At 30.9% G+C, this 18003-nt stretch carries 22 protein-coding genes; 12 read left to right on the forward strand and 10 right to left on the reverse strand.

Translation table 11 applies throughout. From position 1 onward, the window contains the following. Window positions 1-3 precede the first annotated feature (3 nt). The 4 genes from lpxA to V6251_RS01290 are packed head-to-tail and all read right to left on the reverse strand — an operon-like array spanning window position 4 to window position 4476. The gene (gene lpxA / locus V6251_RS01275) at window positions 4-789 is read right to left on the reverse strand and encodes an acyl-ACP--UDP-N-acetylglucosamine O-acyltransferase (protein WP_028282084.1); all 786 of its coding nucleotides are present in this window, start codon (window positions 787-789) and stop codon (window positions 4-6) included. 10 nt (window positions 790-799) lie between these two features. Continuing rightward, window positions 800-2206: a bifunctional UDP-3-O-[3-hydroxymyristoyl] N-acetylglucosamine deacetylase/3-hydroxyacyl-ACP dehydratase gene (locus V6251_RS01280; RefSeq protein ID WP_341586641.1), complete on the reverse strand. Its 1407-nt coding sequence runs from the start codon at window positions 2204-2206 to the stop codon at window positions 800-802. Then, on the reverse strand, window positions 2193-3221 hold the full coding sequence (lpxD, locus tag V6251_RS01285) for a UDP-3-O-(3-hydroxymyristoyl)glucosamine N-acyltransferase (RefSeq protein WP_341586642.1): 1029 nt from the start codon (window positions 3219-3221) through the stop codon (window positions 2193-2195). The genes V6251_RS01280 and lpxD overlap by 14 nt, the downstream gene beginning before the upstream one ends. 25 nt (window positions 3222-3246) lie before the next feature. Further along, window positions 3247-4476 carry an HD domain-containing protein gene (locus V6251_RS01290; RefSeq protein WP_292945169.1) on the reverse strand — a complete coding sequence of 410 codons (1230 nt, stop codon included), beginning with the start codon at window positions 4474-4476 and terminating at the stop codon, window positions 3247-3249. Between the two features lie 37 nt (window positions 4477-4513). Between V6251_RS01290 and porX the strand changes: the two genes are divergently transcribed. The 7 genes from porX to V6251_RS01325 all read left to right on the forward strand — a co-directional run bounded on the left by porX (window position 4514) and on the right by V6251_RS01325 (window position 9143). Beyond that, window positions 4514-6067, forward strand: a complete 1554-nt coding sequence (gene porX / locus V6251_RS01295; RefSeq protein ID WP_341586643.1) for a T9SS response regulator signal transducer PorX — start codon at window positions 4514-4516, stop codon at window positions 6065-6067. A 25-nt stretch (window positions 6068-6092) separates the two neighbouring features. Beyond that, a complete protein-coding gene (gene tsaE, locus V6251_RS01300; RefSeq protein ID WP_145001769.1) occupies window positions 6093-6506 on the forward strand; it encodes a tRNA (adenosine(37)-N6)-threonylcarbamoyltransferase complex ATPase subunit type 1 TsaE in 414 nt (137 codons plus the stop codon). A 169-nt stretch (window positions 6507-6675) separates the two neighbouring features. After that, complete coding sequence (locus V6251_RS01305) at window positions 6676-6819, forward strand: hypothetical protein (protein ID WP_341586646.1); 144 nt, start codon at window positions 6676-6678, stop codon at window positions 6817-6819. A gap of 253 nt (window positions 6820-7072) precedes the next feature. After that, entirely contained in the window at window positions 7073-7303 is a 231-nt protein-coding gene (locus V6251_RS01310) for a hypothetical protein (RefSeq protein ID WP_341586647.1), read from the forward strand. A gap of 37 nt (window positions 7304-7340) precedes the next feature. After that, window positions 7341-7484, forward strand: coding sequence for a hypothetical protein (locus tag V6251_RS01315; protein ID WP_341586649.1), 144 nt, complete (start codon window positions 7341-7343; stop codon window positions 7482-7484). A 53-nt stretch (window positions 7485-7537) separates the two neighbouring features. Then, entirely contained in the window at window positions 7538-8737 is a 1200-nt protein-coding gene (locus V6251_RS01320) for an alanine dehydrogenase (RefSeq protein WP_341586650.1), read from the forward strand. 22 nt (window positions 8738-8759) lie between these two features. After that, the gene (locus V6251_RS01325) at window positions 8760-9143 is read left to right on the forward strand and encodes a hypothetical protein (protein WP_341586652.1); all 384 of its coding nucleotides are present in this window, start codon (window positions 8760-8762) and stop codon (window positions 9141-9143) included. Here the strand turns inward: V6251_RS01325 and V6251_RS01330 are convergent. Further along, window positions 9140-10315, reverse strand: coding sequence for a proline dehydrogenase family protein (locus V6251_RS01330; RefSeq protein ID WP_341586653.1), 1176 nt, complete (start codon window positions 10313-10315; stop codon window positions 9140-9142). The two genes, V6251_RS01325 and V6251_RS01330, sit on opposite strands and share 4 nt — an antisense overlap. A gap of 94 nt (window positions 10316-10409) precedes the next feature. Here V6251_RS01330 and aroB point away from each other — a divergent pair, with 94 nt between their 5' ends. Together aroB and V6251_RS01340 are read left to right on the forward strand one after the other, a co-directional pair. Continuing rightward, window positions 10410-11474, forward strand: coding sequence for a 3-dehydroquinate synthase (gene aroB / locus V6251_RS01335; protein WP_341586655.1), 1065 nt, complete (start codon window positions 10410-10412; stop codon window positions 11472-11474). A gap of 86 nt (window positions 11475-11560) precedes the next feature. After that, the gene (locus V6251_RS01340) at window positions 11561-11875 is read left to right on the forward strand and encodes a hypothetical protein (RefSeq protein WP_341586656.1); all 315 of its coding nucleotides are present in this window, start codon (window positions 11561-11563) and stop codon (window positions 11873-11875) included. A gap of 2 nt (window positions 11876-11877) precedes the next feature. Here the strand turns inward: V6251_RS01340 and V6251_RS01345 are convergent, their stop codons facing one another. The 3 genes from V6251_RS01345 to V6251_RS01355 all read right to left on the reverse strand — a co-directional run bounded on the left by V6251_RS01345 (window position 11878) and on the right by V6251_RS01355 (window position 14166). After that, window positions 11878-12393 (reverse strand): DinB family protein, encoded by a 516-nt coding sequence (locus tag V6251_RS01345; protein WP_341586657.1) that lies wholly within the window; start codon window positions 12391-12393, stop codon window positions 11878-11880. A gap of 83 nt (window positions 12394-12476) precedes the next feature. Continuing rightward, window positions 12477-12956 (reverse strand): Lrp/AsnC family transcriptional regulator, encoded by a 480-nt coding sequence (locus tag V6251_RS01350; RefSeq protein WP_028282071.1) that lies wholly within the window; start codon window positions 12954-12956, stop codon window positions 12477-12479. 73 nt (window positions 12957-13029) lie between these two features. Beyond that, window positions 13030-14166, reverse strand: coding sequence for a M14 family zinc carboxypeptidase (locus V6251_RS01355; RefSeq protein ID WP_341586659.1), 1137 nt, complete (start codon window positions 14164-14166; stop codon window positions 13030-13032). 313 nt (window positions 14167-14479) lie between these two features. Here V6251_RS01355 and V6251_RS01360 point away from each other — a divergent pair, with 313 nt between their 5' ends. The 3 genes from V6251_RS01360 to V6251_RS01370 all read left to right on the forward strand — a co-directional run bounded on the left by V6251_RS01360 (window position 14480) and on the right by V6251_RS01370 (window position 16337). Then, complete coding sequence (locus V6251_RS01360) at window positions 14480-14917, forward strand: helix-turn-helix domain-containing protein (RefSeq protein WP_145001778.1); 438 nt, start codon at window positions 14480-14482, stop codon at window positions 14915-14917. A 256-nt stretch (window positions 14918-15173) separates the two neighbouring features. Beyond that, a complete protein-coding gene (locus V6251_RS01365) occupies window positions 15174-15548 on the forward strand; it encodes a DNA topoisomerase IV (protein WP_341586660.1) in 375 nt (124 codons plus the stop codon). Between the two features lie 3 nt (window positions 15549-15551). Further along, window positions 15552-16337, forward strand: a complete 786-nt coding sequence (locus tag V6251_RS01370) for a TerC family protein (protein ID WP_341586662.1) — start codon at window positions 15552-15554, stop codon at window positions 16335-16337. A gap of 61 nt (window positions 16338-16398) precedes the next feature. Here the strand turns inward: V6251_RS01370 and V6251_RS01375 are convergent, their stop codons facing one another. Together V6251_RS01375 and V6251_RS01380 are read right to left on the reverse strand one after the other, a co-directional pair. Further along, entirely contained in the window at window positions 16399-17439 is a 1041-nt protein-coding gene (locus tag V6251_RS01375; RefSeq protein WP_341586663.1) for a hypothetical protein, read from the reverse strand. A gap of 169 nt (window positions 17440-17608) precedes the next feature. Beyond that, a complete protein-coding gene (locus tag V6251_RS01380) occupies window positions 17609-17965 on the reverse strand; it encodes a hypothetical protein (protein WP_341586665.1) in 357 nt (118 codons plus the stop codon). Window positions 17966-18003 lie beyond the last annotated feature (38 nt).

The raw sequence follows: 18003 nt of genomic DNA on the forward strand, positions 1-18003 counted from the left end.
TTTTTAATTTGATTTGAAATACCCTTTCATGATTCCACGATGAGAATTCTTTATAAACTGAAGAATTTCATCTCTTTCTGTCGTTGCTTCCATTTCTGCTTCAATAATAGCAGCAGCTTGCGAGTTGTTGTAATTTTTTTGGTATAAAATTCTGAATATATCCTGAATTTCTCTAATTTTTTCAGTGGTATAACCTCTACGTCTTAAACCAACAGAATTGATTCCTACGTAAGATAGTGGCTCTCTACCTGCTTTTACAAAAGGTGGTACATCCTTACGCACCAAAGATCCTCCTGTTACAAAAGCATGACTACCTACTGAACAGAATTGGTGTACAGCTGTCATACCTGCCAAAACAACATAGTCACCTATATTTATATGTCCAGCTAAAGTTGAATTATTAGAAAATATACAATTATTACCTACGATACAATCATGAGCAATATGGCAATATGCCATTATTAAACAGTTATCTCCAACAACAGTTTTCATCCTGTCAGTCGTACCTCTATTAATTGTAACACATTCTCTTATAGTAACATTATCACCTATGATTGTAAGTGTATCTTCATCATTATATTTTAAGTCTTGTGGTACCGCAGAAATTACAGAACCAGGAAAAATATTACAATTTTTACCGATTCTTGCGCCTTCCATAATTGTTACGTTACTACCAATCCACGTACCTTCTCCAATAATTACATTATTGCTTATAGTAGTAAATGGCTCAATAACCACATTTTTTGCGATTTTCGCTCCTGGATGAACGTATGCTAGGGGTTGGTTCATTTTTTTAGTATTATTTTACTTTTGTTATTTGTGCCATTAATTCTGCTTCTGCACATAATTTACCGTTTGCATAAGCATAACCTTGCATATGGCAAATACCACGTCTTATTGGTGTTATTAATGAACATTTAAATATTAACGTATCACCTGGCACTACTTTTTGTTTGAATTTAACATTATCCATTTTCATGAAAAAAGTTAAATAATTTTCTGGGTCTGGAACGGTACTTAAAACTAAAACACCACCTGTTTGCGCCATAGCTTCTACTATTAAAACGCCTGGCATTACTGGTGCTCCTGGAAAGTGTCCTTTAAAAAACTCCTCGTTCATGGTCACATTTTTAAGACCAATAACATGATTGTCTGATAATTCAAAAACCTTATCTAGTAATAAAAAAGGTTGTCTATGTGGTAACATGTCCATAATTTGATTAACATCCATAACCGGAGTTTGGTTTAAATCAATATTTGGTACGTTATTACGTCTTTCGTTTTTTATTAATTTGGACATTTTTTTTGCAAACTGAGTGTTTACAAAATGACCTGGCTTATTCGCGATTACTTTACCTCTAATGCGTGTTCCTATTAAAGCTAAATCACCAATAACATCTAGTAGTTTGTGTCTTGCTGCTTCATTAGGATAATGTAACGTCAAGTTATCTAAAATCCCATTTGGTTTAACAGCAATCGTATCTTTATTAAAGGCTGATTTTAATTTTTCCATTGTAGAATCAGACAATTCTTTATCTACATATACGATAGCATTATTTAAATCACCTCCTTTAATTAATCCATGCTCTAATAATGATTCTAATTCATGTAAAAAACTAAACGTCCTAGAATCTGATATGTCCTTTTTAAAATCGGACATATTATTTAATGTTGCATTTTGTGTACCTAATACTTTAGTCCCAAAATCAACCATTGTTGTAATTTGATACTCTTTTGCTGGCATTACTAAAATTTCGCTACCAGACTCTTCATCTGTGTAAGAGATAACATCGCTTACCTCATACACTTCTCTAAAGGCATCTTGTTCTTCAATACCTGCTTTTTCTAATGCTTCTACAAAAAACTTAGAAGATCCATCCATAATTGGTGGTTCTGAGTTATCTAGTTCTAAAATAGCATTATCTATATCTAAACCTACTAAAGCTGCTAATACATGTTCGCACGTTTGAATGGTAACTCCGTTTTTTTCTAAACAAGTCCCACGTTGTGTGTTAGTTACATAGTTTGCATCTGCCTCTATAACAGGGTTTCCTTCTAAATCTATTCTTTTAAAAGAAAATCCAGCATTTACTGGTGCAGGTTTAAAGGTTAATGTTACCTCTTTTCCTGTATGTAAGCCAACACCTTTAAGGGATACTTCCTTGAGTATTGTTTTTTGCTTTATGTCAGTACTAATTATTCCCATTTCCTTTTTTTTCTAATTCGTTTATTGTTTTAGCTAATTTTGGAAGATTTTTAAAATACACATAAGATTTATTCCAATCCACGTAACTAAATGCTGGCGAACCTTGTAAAACCTCATTATCTTTAATATTTCTACCTATTCCTGATTGTGCTTGTATTTTAACATTGTTTCCAATAGTCAAATGCCCTGCAAAACCTACTTGACCTCCTATTTGGCAATTTTCGCCAATTTTAGTTGAACCAGCAATACCTGTTTGTGCAGCTATTACTGTGTTTTTTCCAATTTCTACGTTGTGTGCTATTTGGATTTGGTTATCTAATTTTACTCCTCGTCTAATTATTGTAGACCCTAAAGTAGCTCTGTCAATGGTTGTAGCTGCTCCAATGTCAACAAAATCTTCAAGTATAACATTTCCAATTTGTGGTACTTTACTATACTCGCCTTGATCATCAGGTACAAAACCAAATCCATCTGCTCCAATTATAGCTCCAGAATTAATTACACAATTTTTACCAATCACACAGTCTGAATAAATTTTTGCTCCAGAAAACAACACTGTATTATCGTCGATTGTAACATTGTCTCCTATATAACAATTAGGAAAAATCTTTACATTATCTCCAATTTTTACGTTGTCGCCTACTACTGTAAATGCACCAATGTAAATATCTTTTCCAACTTTAGCTGTATCAGATATGGCTGTTGGCTGTTCAATCCCAAACTTATTTAGCTTTACTTGATTATAATACTCTAGCAATTTAGAAAATGACTTATACGCGTCATCCACCTTAATTAAGGTACAACTAACGTTTTGCTCAGGTACAAAGTCTTTTGCTACAATAGCAATTGATGCTTTTGTAGTATATATATAATGAGTGTATTTTGGATTTGCCAAAAAGGTCAAAGCGCCTTCTACACCTTCTTCTATTTTAGATAATTTAGATACCTCTACTTGAGGATTGCCTTCTACGACACCATCTAAAATACCTGCTATTTGTTCTGCGGTAAATTTCATTGTCAACAAAAATAGAAAAAATGTGCTAAAGTTGGTCTTTTGGATAGCATATATAATATTTAGTCACTGGTTTTGACAACGCTTTTAAGCTAAGTTGGTCTGAAGCCTTAACTATATCCTCAACTTTACCATTTTTATGTAAGATATTTATATTTTGTTTTTTTCTTGAATATGCTTGATTACTAATCTGTCCTGTAAACACAAAATAGTCTGCATCTGCATCTGTAATATTATATTTTGATTGCAAATTAGCTTTATGTGCTATTAAAACGTCTTTTGAAATTGGTTTTTTCTTTATTTTCACTTTTAAAAGATGTCTATTTATAATCATCTCGCAAAGATTTTTTAAAACAAAGTCATCATGATATTGCCAATTTTTCATTGCTGCAACAATATCATAATCATCTAATTTAGCAAATGTTTCCAGACAATCTGCATCAAACTTATCAATAGTAATTTCATTTTGTAAAAAAAAGGATAACGGTTTACTTGCTTCTAGATACACACCTTTTGCTACCAATTCTTTAGCACGTTTTAGCACTCGTATTAATAACTGCTCTGCGACTAAGCTGGTTTTATGTAAGTAGACTTGCCAATACATTAAGCGTCTAGCTACTAAAAATTTTTCTACACTATATATACCTTTATCTTCAATAACTAATTGATCATCTTTAACATTAAGCATTGTTATTAAACGCTCACTATTAATATTACCTTCGGACACACCAGTATAAAAACTATCACGTTTTAAGTAATCTGCGCGATCCATATCAATTTGACTAGAGATTAATTGCAACATAAAGGTCCTGTGATAGTCTCCTTTAAAAATCTGAATAGCAAGTGTTAAATCGTCGTTAAATTCTATATTTAAAGCTTCCATAAATAACAACGATATTTCTTCATGAGAAACACCACTTACAATACTATGTTCCATTGCATGACTAAATGGTCCATGACCAATATCGTGTAATAAAATAGCTATATAAAGCGCTTTTTCTTCGTCTTCAGAAATTTCAACCCCTTTAAAACGAAGCACTTGTACTGCTTTTTGCATTAAATGCATACAGCCAATAGCGTGATGAAAACGTGTATGGTGCGCACCTGGATATACTAAATAGGACAAACCCATTTGAGAGATACGTCGCAGTCGTTGGAAGTATTTATGCTCTATTAAATCAAATATTATAGAATTTGGTATAGTAATAAATCCGTAAATTGGATCGTTTAGTATTTTAAGTTTGTTACTTGCTTTCAAGCTTAATCCTTTATTTAATTAATATACACAAATATACATGAACAATATAAATATTCTTTGGGTTGATGACGAAATAGATTTATTAAAGCCTCATATCATCTTTTTAGAACAAAAAAACTATAAAGTAACCACTTGTAATAGCGGAACAGAAGCTTTAGAAATTTTAGATGAGAAAAAATTTGATATTGTTTTTTTAGACGAAAACATGCCTGGATTAAGTGGTTTAGAAACTTTAAACGAAATTAAAGAAAAACAAGACACTCTTCCTGTAGTGATGATTACTAAAAGTGAAGAAGAATATATTATGGAAGAAGCTATTGGTAATAAAATTGCCGATTACCTTATAAAGCCAGTAAATCCAAACCAAATACTACTTAGTTTAAAGAAAAACTTAGACCACTCTAGATTGGTGTCCGAAAAGACAACCTCTAATTATCAACAAGAATTCAGAAAAATTGCTATGGATATGTCCATGGTTAATAGTTATGAAGAATGGATAGATCTTTACAAAAAGCTAATTTATTGGGAAATTCAGTTAGAAGACATTGAAGACCCTAGTATGTTTGAAATTTTAGAGTCACAAAAAAACGAAGCTAACACACAGTTTGGTAAATTTATTGACAAAAACTACCCTTCATGGTTTGAGCCTAACACTGATGCTCCAATTTTATCACATACCTTATTTAGAGAAAAAATTGCGCCAGAACTAAGCAAAGAGCAACCAACCTTATTAGTAGTCGTTGATAATTTAAGATACGACCAATGGAAAGCGTTTGAACCTTTTGTAAACAACCACTATAAAAAGCAAAAAGAAGAAGCCTTTTATAGCATCTTACCTACAGCCACTCAATACGCCAGAAATGCTATTTTCTCTGGGTTGATGCCAAGTGACATGGAAAAACTACATCCAGAATATTGGAAAAACGACACAGATGAAGGTGGTAAAAACTTACATGAAGCTGACTTTTTAAATGCCCAAATGAAGCGTTTAGGACTTACAAACCTTAAACATGAATATTATAAGATTACCAATCTTGCGTCTGGAAAAAAACTAGCAGATAATTTTAAAGGTCTTAAAGAAAACGATTTAACGGTTGTGGTTTATAACTTTGTAGATATGCTTTCGCACTCTAAAACAGAAATGGATGTTGTCAAAGAATTAGCCTCTAATGATAAAGCTTATAGAAGTTTAACTCAAAGTTGGTTTAAAAACTCACCTTTATTAGAAATGATACAGCAAGCCCAACACATGGGATTTAAACTTATAATTACAACAGATCACGGAACCATTAATGTTAAAAACCCATCAAAAGTTATTGGAGACAGAGACACAAGTTTAAATTTACGCTACAAAACAGGTCGTAGTTTAAGCTACGAAAACAAAGACGTTTTAGCTGCTAAAGATCCAAAAACAATCCACTTGCCTTCAATTAACATGAATAGCTCATTTATATTTGCAAAAAGTGATTTATTTTTTGCTTACCCAAATAACTACAATCATTATGTAAGTTATTACAGAAACACTTACCAACATGGTGGTGTATCTTTAGAAGAAATGATTATACCTTTTGTAGTATTAAGTCCTAAATAATATATTTTTGCAAAAAAAGTTTAAAGTGACTATACAATATAATATAGAACAAGTAGAAACAGTTGCAAAACAAGTCTTAGAAGCAGCAACCTCTAAAATAATATTGTTTGAAGGTGACATGGGTGTTGGTAAAACAACATTAATAAAAACACTTGTAAGCTTATTAGGTAGCGACGACCTAGTTAGCAGCCCAACGTTTTCATTAGTTAATGAGTACAAAGGTTTAAATGATAACATCTTTCATTTTGACCTTTATCGTGTCGAGGATGAGGAAGAGTTATACAATTTTGGTATAGAAACTTATATCTACTCAGATCATTACATTTTTGTAGAATGGCCAAATCTACTAAAACCCTTGCTACAAGACCAGTTTACCACGATTCAGATTGTATTGTCAGAAAATACGACTCGCGAGCTCACGCTAACCAATAATGATTAAAAAAATCTCTTTTTTCTTTCAATAAATAGTGTATTTTTGGCCAAGTGTGGTTTAAACCACAACAAGAAATTAAAAAAAGCTTGATTTTAACATAATTTTAACATTTAGCCGATTTTTGATTAGAGATTTTATATACTTTAGAGGTATAATTAATTAAATCCCTAACAAAATGAAAACTAAAAAGTACGTATTAGCATTGGCTATTTTTGGTGGTGTATTATTCACTGCACAAGCAACAAATCTTATTGATTTAAATGGACAACAAACAACAGAAATCGAAAAAAGCAAAATTAGAATTCCAACTCACGGGTAATAAAACATTTATTTTAGGAAGTATTATAGCTACATTAATAGCTATTACTCCTTATATATTTTATTACTATGAAAGTGTTCCGGACATTCAAGTTTGGGACACTTTTTTATTTAAATACGAAAGTAAATATTATTTAAATGCGCAAGTCGGCATCTGGACAATAACAGGGAAATTAATTCCTCTTTACCTCTTGATTATTTGGTTTTTTACCTGTCGTCATTGGTGGTATCATGCTTTACTAATACCTATAGTGATGTATATTTTTCAATTAGCTCATGTAATTAATGAGGATTTAAAGTATATAGATAATAACCAATTTTTCTATTTGATTTTCTTTATGGCAATAATTATTCCATCAATCTATTTAGTTAGAGCTAGAATATTTAATAGATTAAATACGGTTGACAAAACCATACAAGACCTAGAAGACGAATTAACATTTAAACCAAAAACGTTTTGGGGAAAGATTAAACAATATTTTTAATACTACCCTGAAAAACCCCATACTACCCTACTTCAAAATGCTTAAAACCTACTTTATTATTAATAGTTTTGTTCAAAATTTATTTAGCAATGCTAAGGCTGATAAAACCTTAGAAGAACAAGAAGAAGAGCTTTTTAAAAAGCCTACAACCTTTTGGGAAAAAATAAGACTTTATTTTTAATGCTTTAATTACAATAATTTGTAATTTGTTTCAGTTTTAAAACCACATTAATAATGTCTAAACCACTGTCTCCATTTTCAAAAGCAGAATTATTACCTCAAGAGGAAACTTTAGAGATTTTTAAACACAAAAGCAGTTTATTTATAGGTATTCCTAAAGAAACCGCATTTCAAGAAAAACGTGTTTGCCTTACTCCTGACGCTGTATCAGCAATTGTTAGTAATGGTCATCGTGTTTTAATTGAGTCTGAAGCTGGTAAAGGCTCTAATTTTAGCGATAAAGATTATAGCGAAGCTGGAGCTGAAGTCACAAAAGATACTGCAAAAGTGTATTCTTGTCCAATGATTTTAAAAGTAGAACCACCTACTTTAGACGAATTAGAGTTAATCAATCCTCAAACCACCTTAATCTCTGCTTTACAGATTAAGACACAATCTAAAAAATATTTTGAAAAACTAGCTGCAAAACGAATCACTGCTTTAGCTTTTGAATTTATTCGTGATGCGGATGGTGCATATCCTGCGGTTAGAGCTTTAAGCGAAATTGCTGGAACTGCTTCCGTACTGATTGCTGCAGAGTTATTGAGTAATTCTAGTAATGGTAATGGTTTAATGTTTGGAAATATTAGTGGTGTTCCTCCTGTAGAAGTGGTTATTCTAGGTGCTGGAACCGTTGGCGAGTTTGCTGCCAGAAGTGCTGTTGGACTTGGTGCTAATGTTAAGGTTTTTGACAATTCTATAACAAAATTACGTTGTTTACAAGCTAATCTTGGACGCACACTGTACACATCCACAATTCAACCTAAATATTTAAGTAAAGCCTTAAAACGCTGTGACGTAGTCATTGGAGCTGTAAGAGGAAAAGATAGAGCACCAATTATTGTGTCTGAATCCATGGTGGAAAGCATGAAAAAAGGATCCGTAATTATTGATGTAAGCATTGATATGGGAGGCTGTTTTGAAACTAGCGAAATCACGACACATAATAACCCTACTTATATTAAAAATGGCGTAATCCACTATTGTGTTCCAAACATTCCTGCTCGCTACTCTAGAACCGCTTCTGCTTCTATTAGTAATATTTTTACGCCTTATTTATTAGAAATTGCAGATAATGGAGGTTTAGAACACGCTATTAGATTTGATAAAGGTTTAAAAAATGGATTGTATTTTTATCACGGAATTTTAACAAGTCGTGCAGTTGGAGAATGGTTTGACTTAAATCATAGTGATATAAACCTATTAATATTCTAAATTTGCAATTCAATTTATTAGAATGAAAATATTACACAGAATTGGTTACTATTTAGGTGGATTCTCTATTGGTTTAGTCTTATTAGCTTTTTTCTTAAACGGAAGAGGGGTTTCTTGCGAGTATAATTATGGTCCAGAAGGAAGAGTCTTAAAGAATATACGCACAAAAACACTACACTTCTCTGTAGACAGTCAAGCGCTTTTAGACACAAAAGCTATTGACACCTCTGCAATAAGTTACATCCTAAAAAAAGGAGATGTAGATTTTTCTAAAAGTGAACCTAGAAAAGAACCTTGTGGTATGTATTTTATTTATGGTGAAACTAAAGACAGTAAAAACTACGAATTTTATATAGAAAACTGTGATAGCATTGCAACCTTGCAAACTATAAAAGTTTTAGATTAATTAGATTTTCGTCTTTTACGCTCCTTTTTTAACAAAGTTAGTTCTCGTCCTGTTTGTCCAGCAACAGAAGTGTTTTCTTCTGCACGTCTAATTAAGTATGGCATCACGTCTTTAACTGGTCCAAAAGGCAAGTATTTTGCAACATTATAACCATGAGCAGCTAGGTTAAAGCTAATATGATCACTCATACCATATAATTGACCAAACCATACACGATTATCATCTTTACTTATTCCTAATTCTGTCATTAGTTTTAAGGCTAGTAAAGAGCTTTCTTCGTTGTGCGTACCAATAAATATTGAGATTGTATTTAAATTATTTAAAATATACAATAAGCAATCATTAAAGTTTCTGTCGGTCGTGATTTTATCTTTACAAATCGGTGATTCATAACCTTTATCATTAGCACGTTCACGCTCTTTCTCCATGTAAGCACCTCTAACAATCTTATAACCTAAAGTATAACCTTCAGATTTAGCACGCTCATGTGATACTTTTAAAAAAGCTAAACGATCGTGTCTATACGTTTGTAAAGTATTATAAACAATAGGTTTATCTGTGTTATAAACCTTCATCATTTCTATCGCTAAATCATCTGCAGCGTCTTGCATCCAACTTTCTTCGCCATCAATCAAAACTTCAACATCTCTTTCTTTTGCTATTTTACAAATGGCGTGATATCTAGCTACTACTCTATCCCATTCTTGCTGCTCAGCATCAGTAAAAGCTTTTCTTTCTCCTTTTTTCTGAAACAAAAATAAACGACCTAAACCTGTTGGTTTAAAGACTACAATTGGCATAGCGTCTTTCTTATCGCTAAACTCGACAAGCTTCATTATTTTTTCCTTAGCAGAATCAAATTGATTTTCGACAGCTTTACCTTCAACAGAATAATCTAAAACCGAACAAACACCTGCAGTATACATTTTATCAATAACTGGTAAACAGTCTTGCTCATTTATTCCACCACAAAAATGATCAAAAACAGTCGCTCTAATCAAGCCTTCTACAGGTAAATGTGCTTTTAAAGCAAAATTTGTAGCTGCAGTACCTATTCTAACTAAGGGTTGATTAGATATCATTTTAAACAAAAAGTAAGCACGATCTAACTCAGTATTGCTTTTAAGCTTAAATGCAACTTCAGTGTTTTCAAAAATAGTGTTGTCCAACATAATAATTTTAATTTTGACAGCACAAATATACTACTCATTAGTCTTATTTTTTAAAAAAACTATTAATTTTACCCATTAACGTTTTTACGCATTTATGACTCCTATTAAAACCCAAGATTACAGCATACAATTTAATCAAAATAGCTACTCTGCATTAAATACTTATATCTCTGAAAATACGTTTTCAAATATTTTTATTTTAGTAGACAGCAATACGTCAACCCTTTGTTTACCTAAGTTGTTATCAGAATTAACAACAGATTTGACTATTGAAATAATTGAAATTGAAGCTGGCGAAAAACATAAAAACATCGAAACTTGTTTGGGTGTTTGGCAAACGTTATCCGAGTTAAGCGCAGACCGAAAATCTTTAATGATTAATTTAGGAGGAGGTGTTGTTACGGATTTAGGTGGTTTTGTGGCGTGTACTTATCAAAGAGGTATACAATTTGTAAATATTCCGACCACACTTTTATCTATGGTTGATGCGTCAATTGGAGGTAAAAATGGTGTAGACTTAGACCACATAAAAAATCAAATAGGCATCATTAAAACACCTAATATGGTGTTAATCGACACTAGTTACCTTTCCACTTTATCAAGCAGAGAAATGCGTTCTGGTTTAGCAGAAATGCTTAAACATGGATTAATACACAATGAATTATATTACAACAAGTTAACAGCCTTATCCAAACTAACACTTGAAGACTTGGATCAGCTAATTTATGACTCTGTTTTGATTAAAAAAGCAATTGTAGAACAAGACCCAACCGAGCAAAACCTTAGAAAATCTTTAAATTTTGGACATACGCTAGGTCATGCAATTGAGTCGTTTTATTTAAACCATGAGACTAAAGCTTTATTACATGGAGAAGCCATAGCGATAGGTATGATTTTGGAAGTTTACTTATCTTCAAAACTAATTGACTTCCCTGAAGGAAAGGTTATTGACATTAAAAACAGTTTAATAAAGATATATGGCAAAGTAGATATTCCAACAGAAGATCTCGAGGCTATTATTGATTTGATGAAGTTTGACAAGAAAAACGAAAAAGGTAATATCAATTTTGTATTATTAGAAACTATTGGTCAACCAAAAATCAATTGCATAGTAGATAATGACTTGATAATCAATTCTTTTAAATTTTACAACGAATAATACGTTTGCATTAAAATAATTTGTAATTTTAGTTAATTGCTATGTTACAGAACTATTCTAACCAGTTTAATTTAAAATATATTGGTATGCGAAAAGTTATTGTAGATTATAAAAAATTAACACCTGAGGTATTAGATTTACTTACTCAAAAGTTTCCGGATGGTTATGGCGATAAAGATATTATCACCTTTGACAATCATAACAATGAAACTATTGAAGCTGTTGAAGTCCAAACTAAAGATACTATCTATTTAGTCAAGGTTAGCTGTAAATTACATTACACGATGACAAATTTTGATTCTAAAATTAACTTAGAAACAAATAGAGATGGTCATATTATTGTAGATTTTAATCAAAAACAACTTGACAGCGATTTGATTTTATCTGATGAAGAGGAATAAAGCTATAAATAACGCTCTTTAATAATACGTATATGATGTTTTTCATGACCAATTATTAAAAAGCCTAATGCCCTAACAGATACATGTCCTGAGCCAGCTACACCTTTGGATAACAACGTTGTTTGACTAAAGCTATTATACAACGCTATACTAGCTTGCCTAACACTTTTATACTCTTCTAACAAGCTATAAATAGCCTTATCATCTGCACCAGAATACTCCACATATTCATTTTCATCAAAGCCCGACAACACTGTTTTATCTTGTCTAGCAAAACGTAATGCTCTGTAACAAAATATACGCTCAGTATCAATTAAATGACAAATAATCTCTTTAATAGTCCACTTACCTTCTGCATATCTATAACTTAATTTATCTTCATCAATAGACTGAAAAAAAAGAATAGCTTCGTCAAAACTAGATTGCAATCCTGGCAACAACTTAAGTCCTTTAGCAATATCAATATACCCTTTAAAATAAGGAATATATTCCGTGTCATTTAAATCTGATATGGTCATAGTTTTAAAATTTAGTATAAATAAACAAAAAAACGCCTCAATATTGAAGCGTTTTAAATTTTATTAAGTGTTTTTTTAATGAATTATAATTCGTTAAAAATACTGTGCATTAAACGTTTTTTATCGTTAATACTTTCTTCTAAAGATATCATTGTTTCTGTTCTGTAAACACCTTCTATGTCATCTAACATAAAGATTACATCCTTTGCATGCTCTGTGTTTCTAGCTCTAATTTTACAAAAGATATTAAATTTACCTGTAGTAACATGCGCTACAGTCACAAAAGGAATTTCATTTATACGCTCCAAAACAAAAGACGTTTTAGAAGTGTTTTGTAAAAACACACCTACGTAAGCTATAAATGAATACCCTAATTTACGATAATCAAGCGTTAATGACGATCCTTTAATTATTCCTGCATCTTCCATCTTTTTCACTCTAACGTGAACTGTACCAGCTGAAATTAATAATTTTTTAGCTATATCTGTAAAAGGAACTCTTGTGTTTTCAATTAACATATCAAGAATCTGATGATCAATTTCGTCTAGTTTAAACTTTGCCATTTTATGTTTTTATTAAATAATAGACAAAATTAAAACATTTTTAATGAATTTTATACATTAAAATTGTAAATTTTTAAAGATTTAATGATAATTTCACATTATTAATAACAACGAAATCGTTTTCGTAATCTATAGATATCAACTTATTATCGTGATTTAGAACCTTATTGTGGTTAGCATCTATTTCTTTATGACCATAAAATTTAGATAAATCTGTAATAACAACAACTTTAGGCATAAACTTTACTGTATTATTTAGCAATCGCTCCTGATAATTAATACCAATATCTAATATCTGATCTTTAAATTGTGTATTACGTATAATTACATCATAAAATCGCTTTCCGTTTTCTGGGATAGCATTATAATGTGTCACATCAAACCGCTGCTTATCCTCACTAACTATATAATTTAAAGCTAGTAAAAGTGATTTATAAACAAAACCTCGTACCACTTCCCTATTGTAATCATCTTTATAGTGTCCTGCTTCAAACAAGATTGTAGGCGCATTTAAGCTTTGAAACGCATCACCAACACAATTAATATTAAAACCGTCGTCATATCTCCCAATTTGGTTAGGTAAATCATCTAGTAAACCCATATTAATAGCACTTATAACATGCATAGCTTTTTGCCTAGTCGTAGTAACACTTCTATTTTTATCCTGCGATGGAGATAAAAAAGATAAAGTAGCAGGTTTATTAGTATCACCAACACTAAACATAGTGCGTTGTCCATGAAGATTAAAGCAATAATCGGGTTTAAAGCGTTTAAAACAAGTGTTTAAAACAACGCTTTCAGGTTGAGATAAATCCTGTGCATCCCTATTTAAATCGACAGCATTAGCGTTTAGCCTAGTATATGCTGCAGAGCCATCAGGATTTAACATAGGTATGATTTTTAGCGTACACGCATCTAAAAGAGACTGCATACTAGCATCACTAAAAGTGTTTAACATATCAAATACCGCTTTTGTAGTCGTAGATTCATTTCCGTGCATCTGTGACCACATTAACACTTTAATTGGTCCATTACCAATTGTTATAGAAGAAATACTTTCGCCCAAAACAGATTGGCCAATAACTTCTACTTTACAAAATTCAGGTAGATTATTTATAAGTGGAGTAATGTCTTTTAACTGAATATAACGTCCAAACAAAGTAGTCGCTTTATAGGTAGTATATAAGGTATTTAATAATTGATTAGCCATAGATGTTTTATTAGTTTACAAATGTAACCAAATAGTTATTTACAATTGTAACCAATAAAATTTACATTTGTAATTTACTTATGTAAACATTTATGGTGATTTAAAAGGCAAATACTATAACGCTAAGAACCAATTAGTTCTAATTCTTACAAAACTATTTTAAAATACTATTTTTCAGATAGTTAAGGCTTTTTATTTAAAGTTTTTATTTGATATTATTTACACGATACCTATGTTAATTAACCTTTAATAGTTATAATATTTACATTTGTAACATCAAGTATTCAGATTAAATGTTTACATTTGTATCGTTATGATAAACAATGCAGATTTTTCAAAAAGACTTCAAAAAGTCATGGATTATTACGGTGAGAACGCCTCTTCTTTTGCCGAAAAAATTGGTGTGCAACGCTCTAGTATATCACATATATTATCAGGTAGAAACAAACCAAGTTTAGAATTTGTACTGAAAGTGCTCTCCTCTTTTGAGGAAGTAGAATTGTATTGGTTGATGAATGGAAAAGGTGAATTTCCAAAAAGTGAAACTAAAAACAGACAAACACCAATTGCACCAATTTCTAAAAATGAAGATCAAGATTTATTTTCTAATACAAAAAATGAAAATCCAGTAGAAACTAAAAATTCTGATTTACTACAAAATTTAAATCAAAAATCTTCTAACGGAAAAATTATTGAACGCATCGTAATTTTTTATTCTGATGGAAGTTTTTCTAATTTCGAAAATTCTTAATTAAGACTCCTCTATTTTATTTTTCATTTTCTTTTGAATAAAATTTCTGTTTTGTAAATTTTACAAAAATGAACGCAAACGTCATAAATTCTTAAAAATTTAAATTTGTTCGCCTTTTCAACTTTTTGTCGCCATTTTCAAATTTTGCGAATTTGTAGTTAGGTACATAAAATTTTCAAATACGCGAATTATAGAAAGGTTGAATTTTTTAAGTTTTAAACAAACATTTCATTAATTTTGTTGTAAACCTTATGCAATGAAATTAAAACTAATATACCTTATCATTTTAACTAGCTTTTTTAGCTGCTACAAAGTGGAACGAAACTGCAAAGACTTTAAAACAGGTCAATTTTATAGCGAAGTTAAAGTTGGAGATGTTATTTATAAATCTACATTTACTAGAACAGATAGTTTACAAATAGAAACATATGAAGGTAAAGTTGATAGCACATTAGTTAGATGGGTAAATGATTGTGAAGTCATTTACAAAACTATAAATCCTAAAAATATGGCTGAACGTAAAGATGTACATCTTAAAGTTTTAGTCACTACAGATACTTCTTATACTTTTGAATATTCTTATGTTGGAGAGACCAATAAACAAAAAGGTGTAGCTTATATTAAAAAATAAAACATGTTAGACTTTCTGCTTTCTAGTGATGCTATTTTTGCATTATTAACTTTAACTTTCTTAGAAATAATATTAGGGATTGATAATATTGTTTTTATATCTATTGCTGCAAATAAGTTACCCGAAGACCAACGCAATAAAGTAACAAACATTGGACTACTACTAGCAATGGTACAACGTATAATCTTGTTGTTTTTTGTATCCTTTTTAGTGGGATTATCAGAACCCTTTTATAAAGTAGACTTTAGCTGGATGCACCTTGAATTAAGTTGGCAAGCTCTAATTTTATTTTTTGGAGGATTATTTTTAATTTATAAATCTACTTCGGAAATTAGAGAAAAAGTAGAAACACCATCACATGATGAAGATGAAGTAAAAAGCAAACCGATTAAATCCTTGCAACAAGCTATTGTTCAGATTTTAATTATAGATTTTATATTTTCAATAGATAGTATTTTAACAGCAGTTGGTATGACCAATGGATTATCTAATAACCACAATCATAATTTAATATTAATGATTATTGCTGTAGTAATATCTATTATTATAATGATTGCTTTTGCTAATAAAATTAGACGTTTTATAGACGCCAACCCAAGTATTCAAATTTTAGGATTATCCTTTTTAATTTTAATAGGTTTTATGCTAATTACCGAAGCTGGCCACCTATCGCACACCACATTTTTTGGTAATACTGTTGGAGCTATACCTAAAGGTTACCTGTATTTTGCTATAGCCTTCTCGTTATTTATAGAGTTTTTAAATCAAAAAATTTCTAAAAAGAAATAAAAAAAGGAATAAAAAAAAGACCATCTAACGATGGTCTTTTTTTTTATTTAATAAGCTTTATCTATTTAGACAAATACACTGCTGATGCAGCTGCTAAACTATTATTAATAAAAGGAGCAATGTTTCCTCCTGCTTCAAAATTATTGAAAGCTAAAATTCTTCCGCCTCCATTACCTGCTTCTGCAATGTAAACAGTTTGTGTTGATGCATCATAAGCAACATCTACAGGATTACCTAATAATGTTGAAGCACCTGATACTCTAACTTGTTGTGACACTTCTAAAGTCCCATCATTAGCTACAGCATTAAACTTTGACGTAAAATTTTCGATGTAATGAAAACCTCCATCATCTTGACCATTTGCAGCATCTGCAATATCTGTTAATATCATAACATCAGAACTAGCATCAAAAGTTAAACCATGTGTTCTAACAATTCCTTCTACAGCAATTCTTTTAGTAGCTGCCAAAGTCATATCTGTTGTGTTAGATAAAAAGTCCGTAAACACTGCTAACTCATTTGTAGCATCCACTACAGCATATAGGTTATTGTTGTCAAACGTTATTCCCCATAATTTAAACGACGTTGTAATAGTATTACGCAATGTAATGGTGTTACCATCTTTTGTGTAAACGTATAATCTTCCGTCCGGAGTTAATGGATCTCCATCCACATCTGCATTATCTGCAACCACAATAAAATTGCCATTAACAGCAACTTCTCTTGGACTTTGCATATCATTGGTTCCATCCACATCTACTGTTAACGTAGCGCCAGAAACCAAACTACTTGTATTATTATAACCCTCTAATCCTAAATCTGTTCTAGAAGCTTGTAATAAAAAATCGTTTGTTGCATCATAATATACTCCGTCTGCAGCAATACTAGTTGTAATTAATGTTTTAGACGTTACAGCAGATTGATCTGTAACATCATAAATTGTAATATTACCATCTGCGTTATTAGAAGTATATAACTTTACTGAAGTAGGTTCACCATCGTTAATGACTATTGCATCGTTATCATCATCACTACAAGATACTAGTGCTGCCGAAACGAAAAGGGATAACATTGTGTTTTTTGCTAAATTTGATGTTTTCATAATTTTAAAATATTTATTGGTTTATAAGTATTTACGTAAACACTTTAAAAGCAGTTTTTAATATTTTAAATTTTATGATATTGTTAACGTTATTGGCTATGGTAACAAGCCTGATTTAAAGATCTTGTTTGGCAAATATTCGGTCATATGCAATATGTTTGCTTAGTTTTTATTCCTTCAGATAATCTTTTAATTCCTCCTTTAATTTATGATAAGATTTTAATTTTTGGGATAATATATCTTTTTCTGAGAAAGCTTTACTTATTGAAATTGGAGTATCAAAATTGTTAGATACTATTTCTATAGAAACCTTGTCGCCTTCCTGTAATTTATTCCTAAACCAATCAGCGTGCTGATGAGTATCCGAGTTTAATCCGCTAATTGAGATGTTTAATTCTTCTGAATTATCCTTTTCTCGTCTTAAAGAATCTAGAATACAGGTAACTATAGCGTTTTCATTTTCAAATCCAGCTCGACATATTTTTTTTCCATTTATGAGAACTTGAAATCCAAATTTATTTTTCATTTAATTTTTAGGTTTTGAGCGCGTTACGCAATGAATGG

This window comes from Olleya sp. Ti.3.14 (genome assembly GCF_038154885.1).
GTDB lineage: Bacteria > Bacteroidota > Bacteroidia > Flavobacteriales > Flavobacteriaceae > Olleya.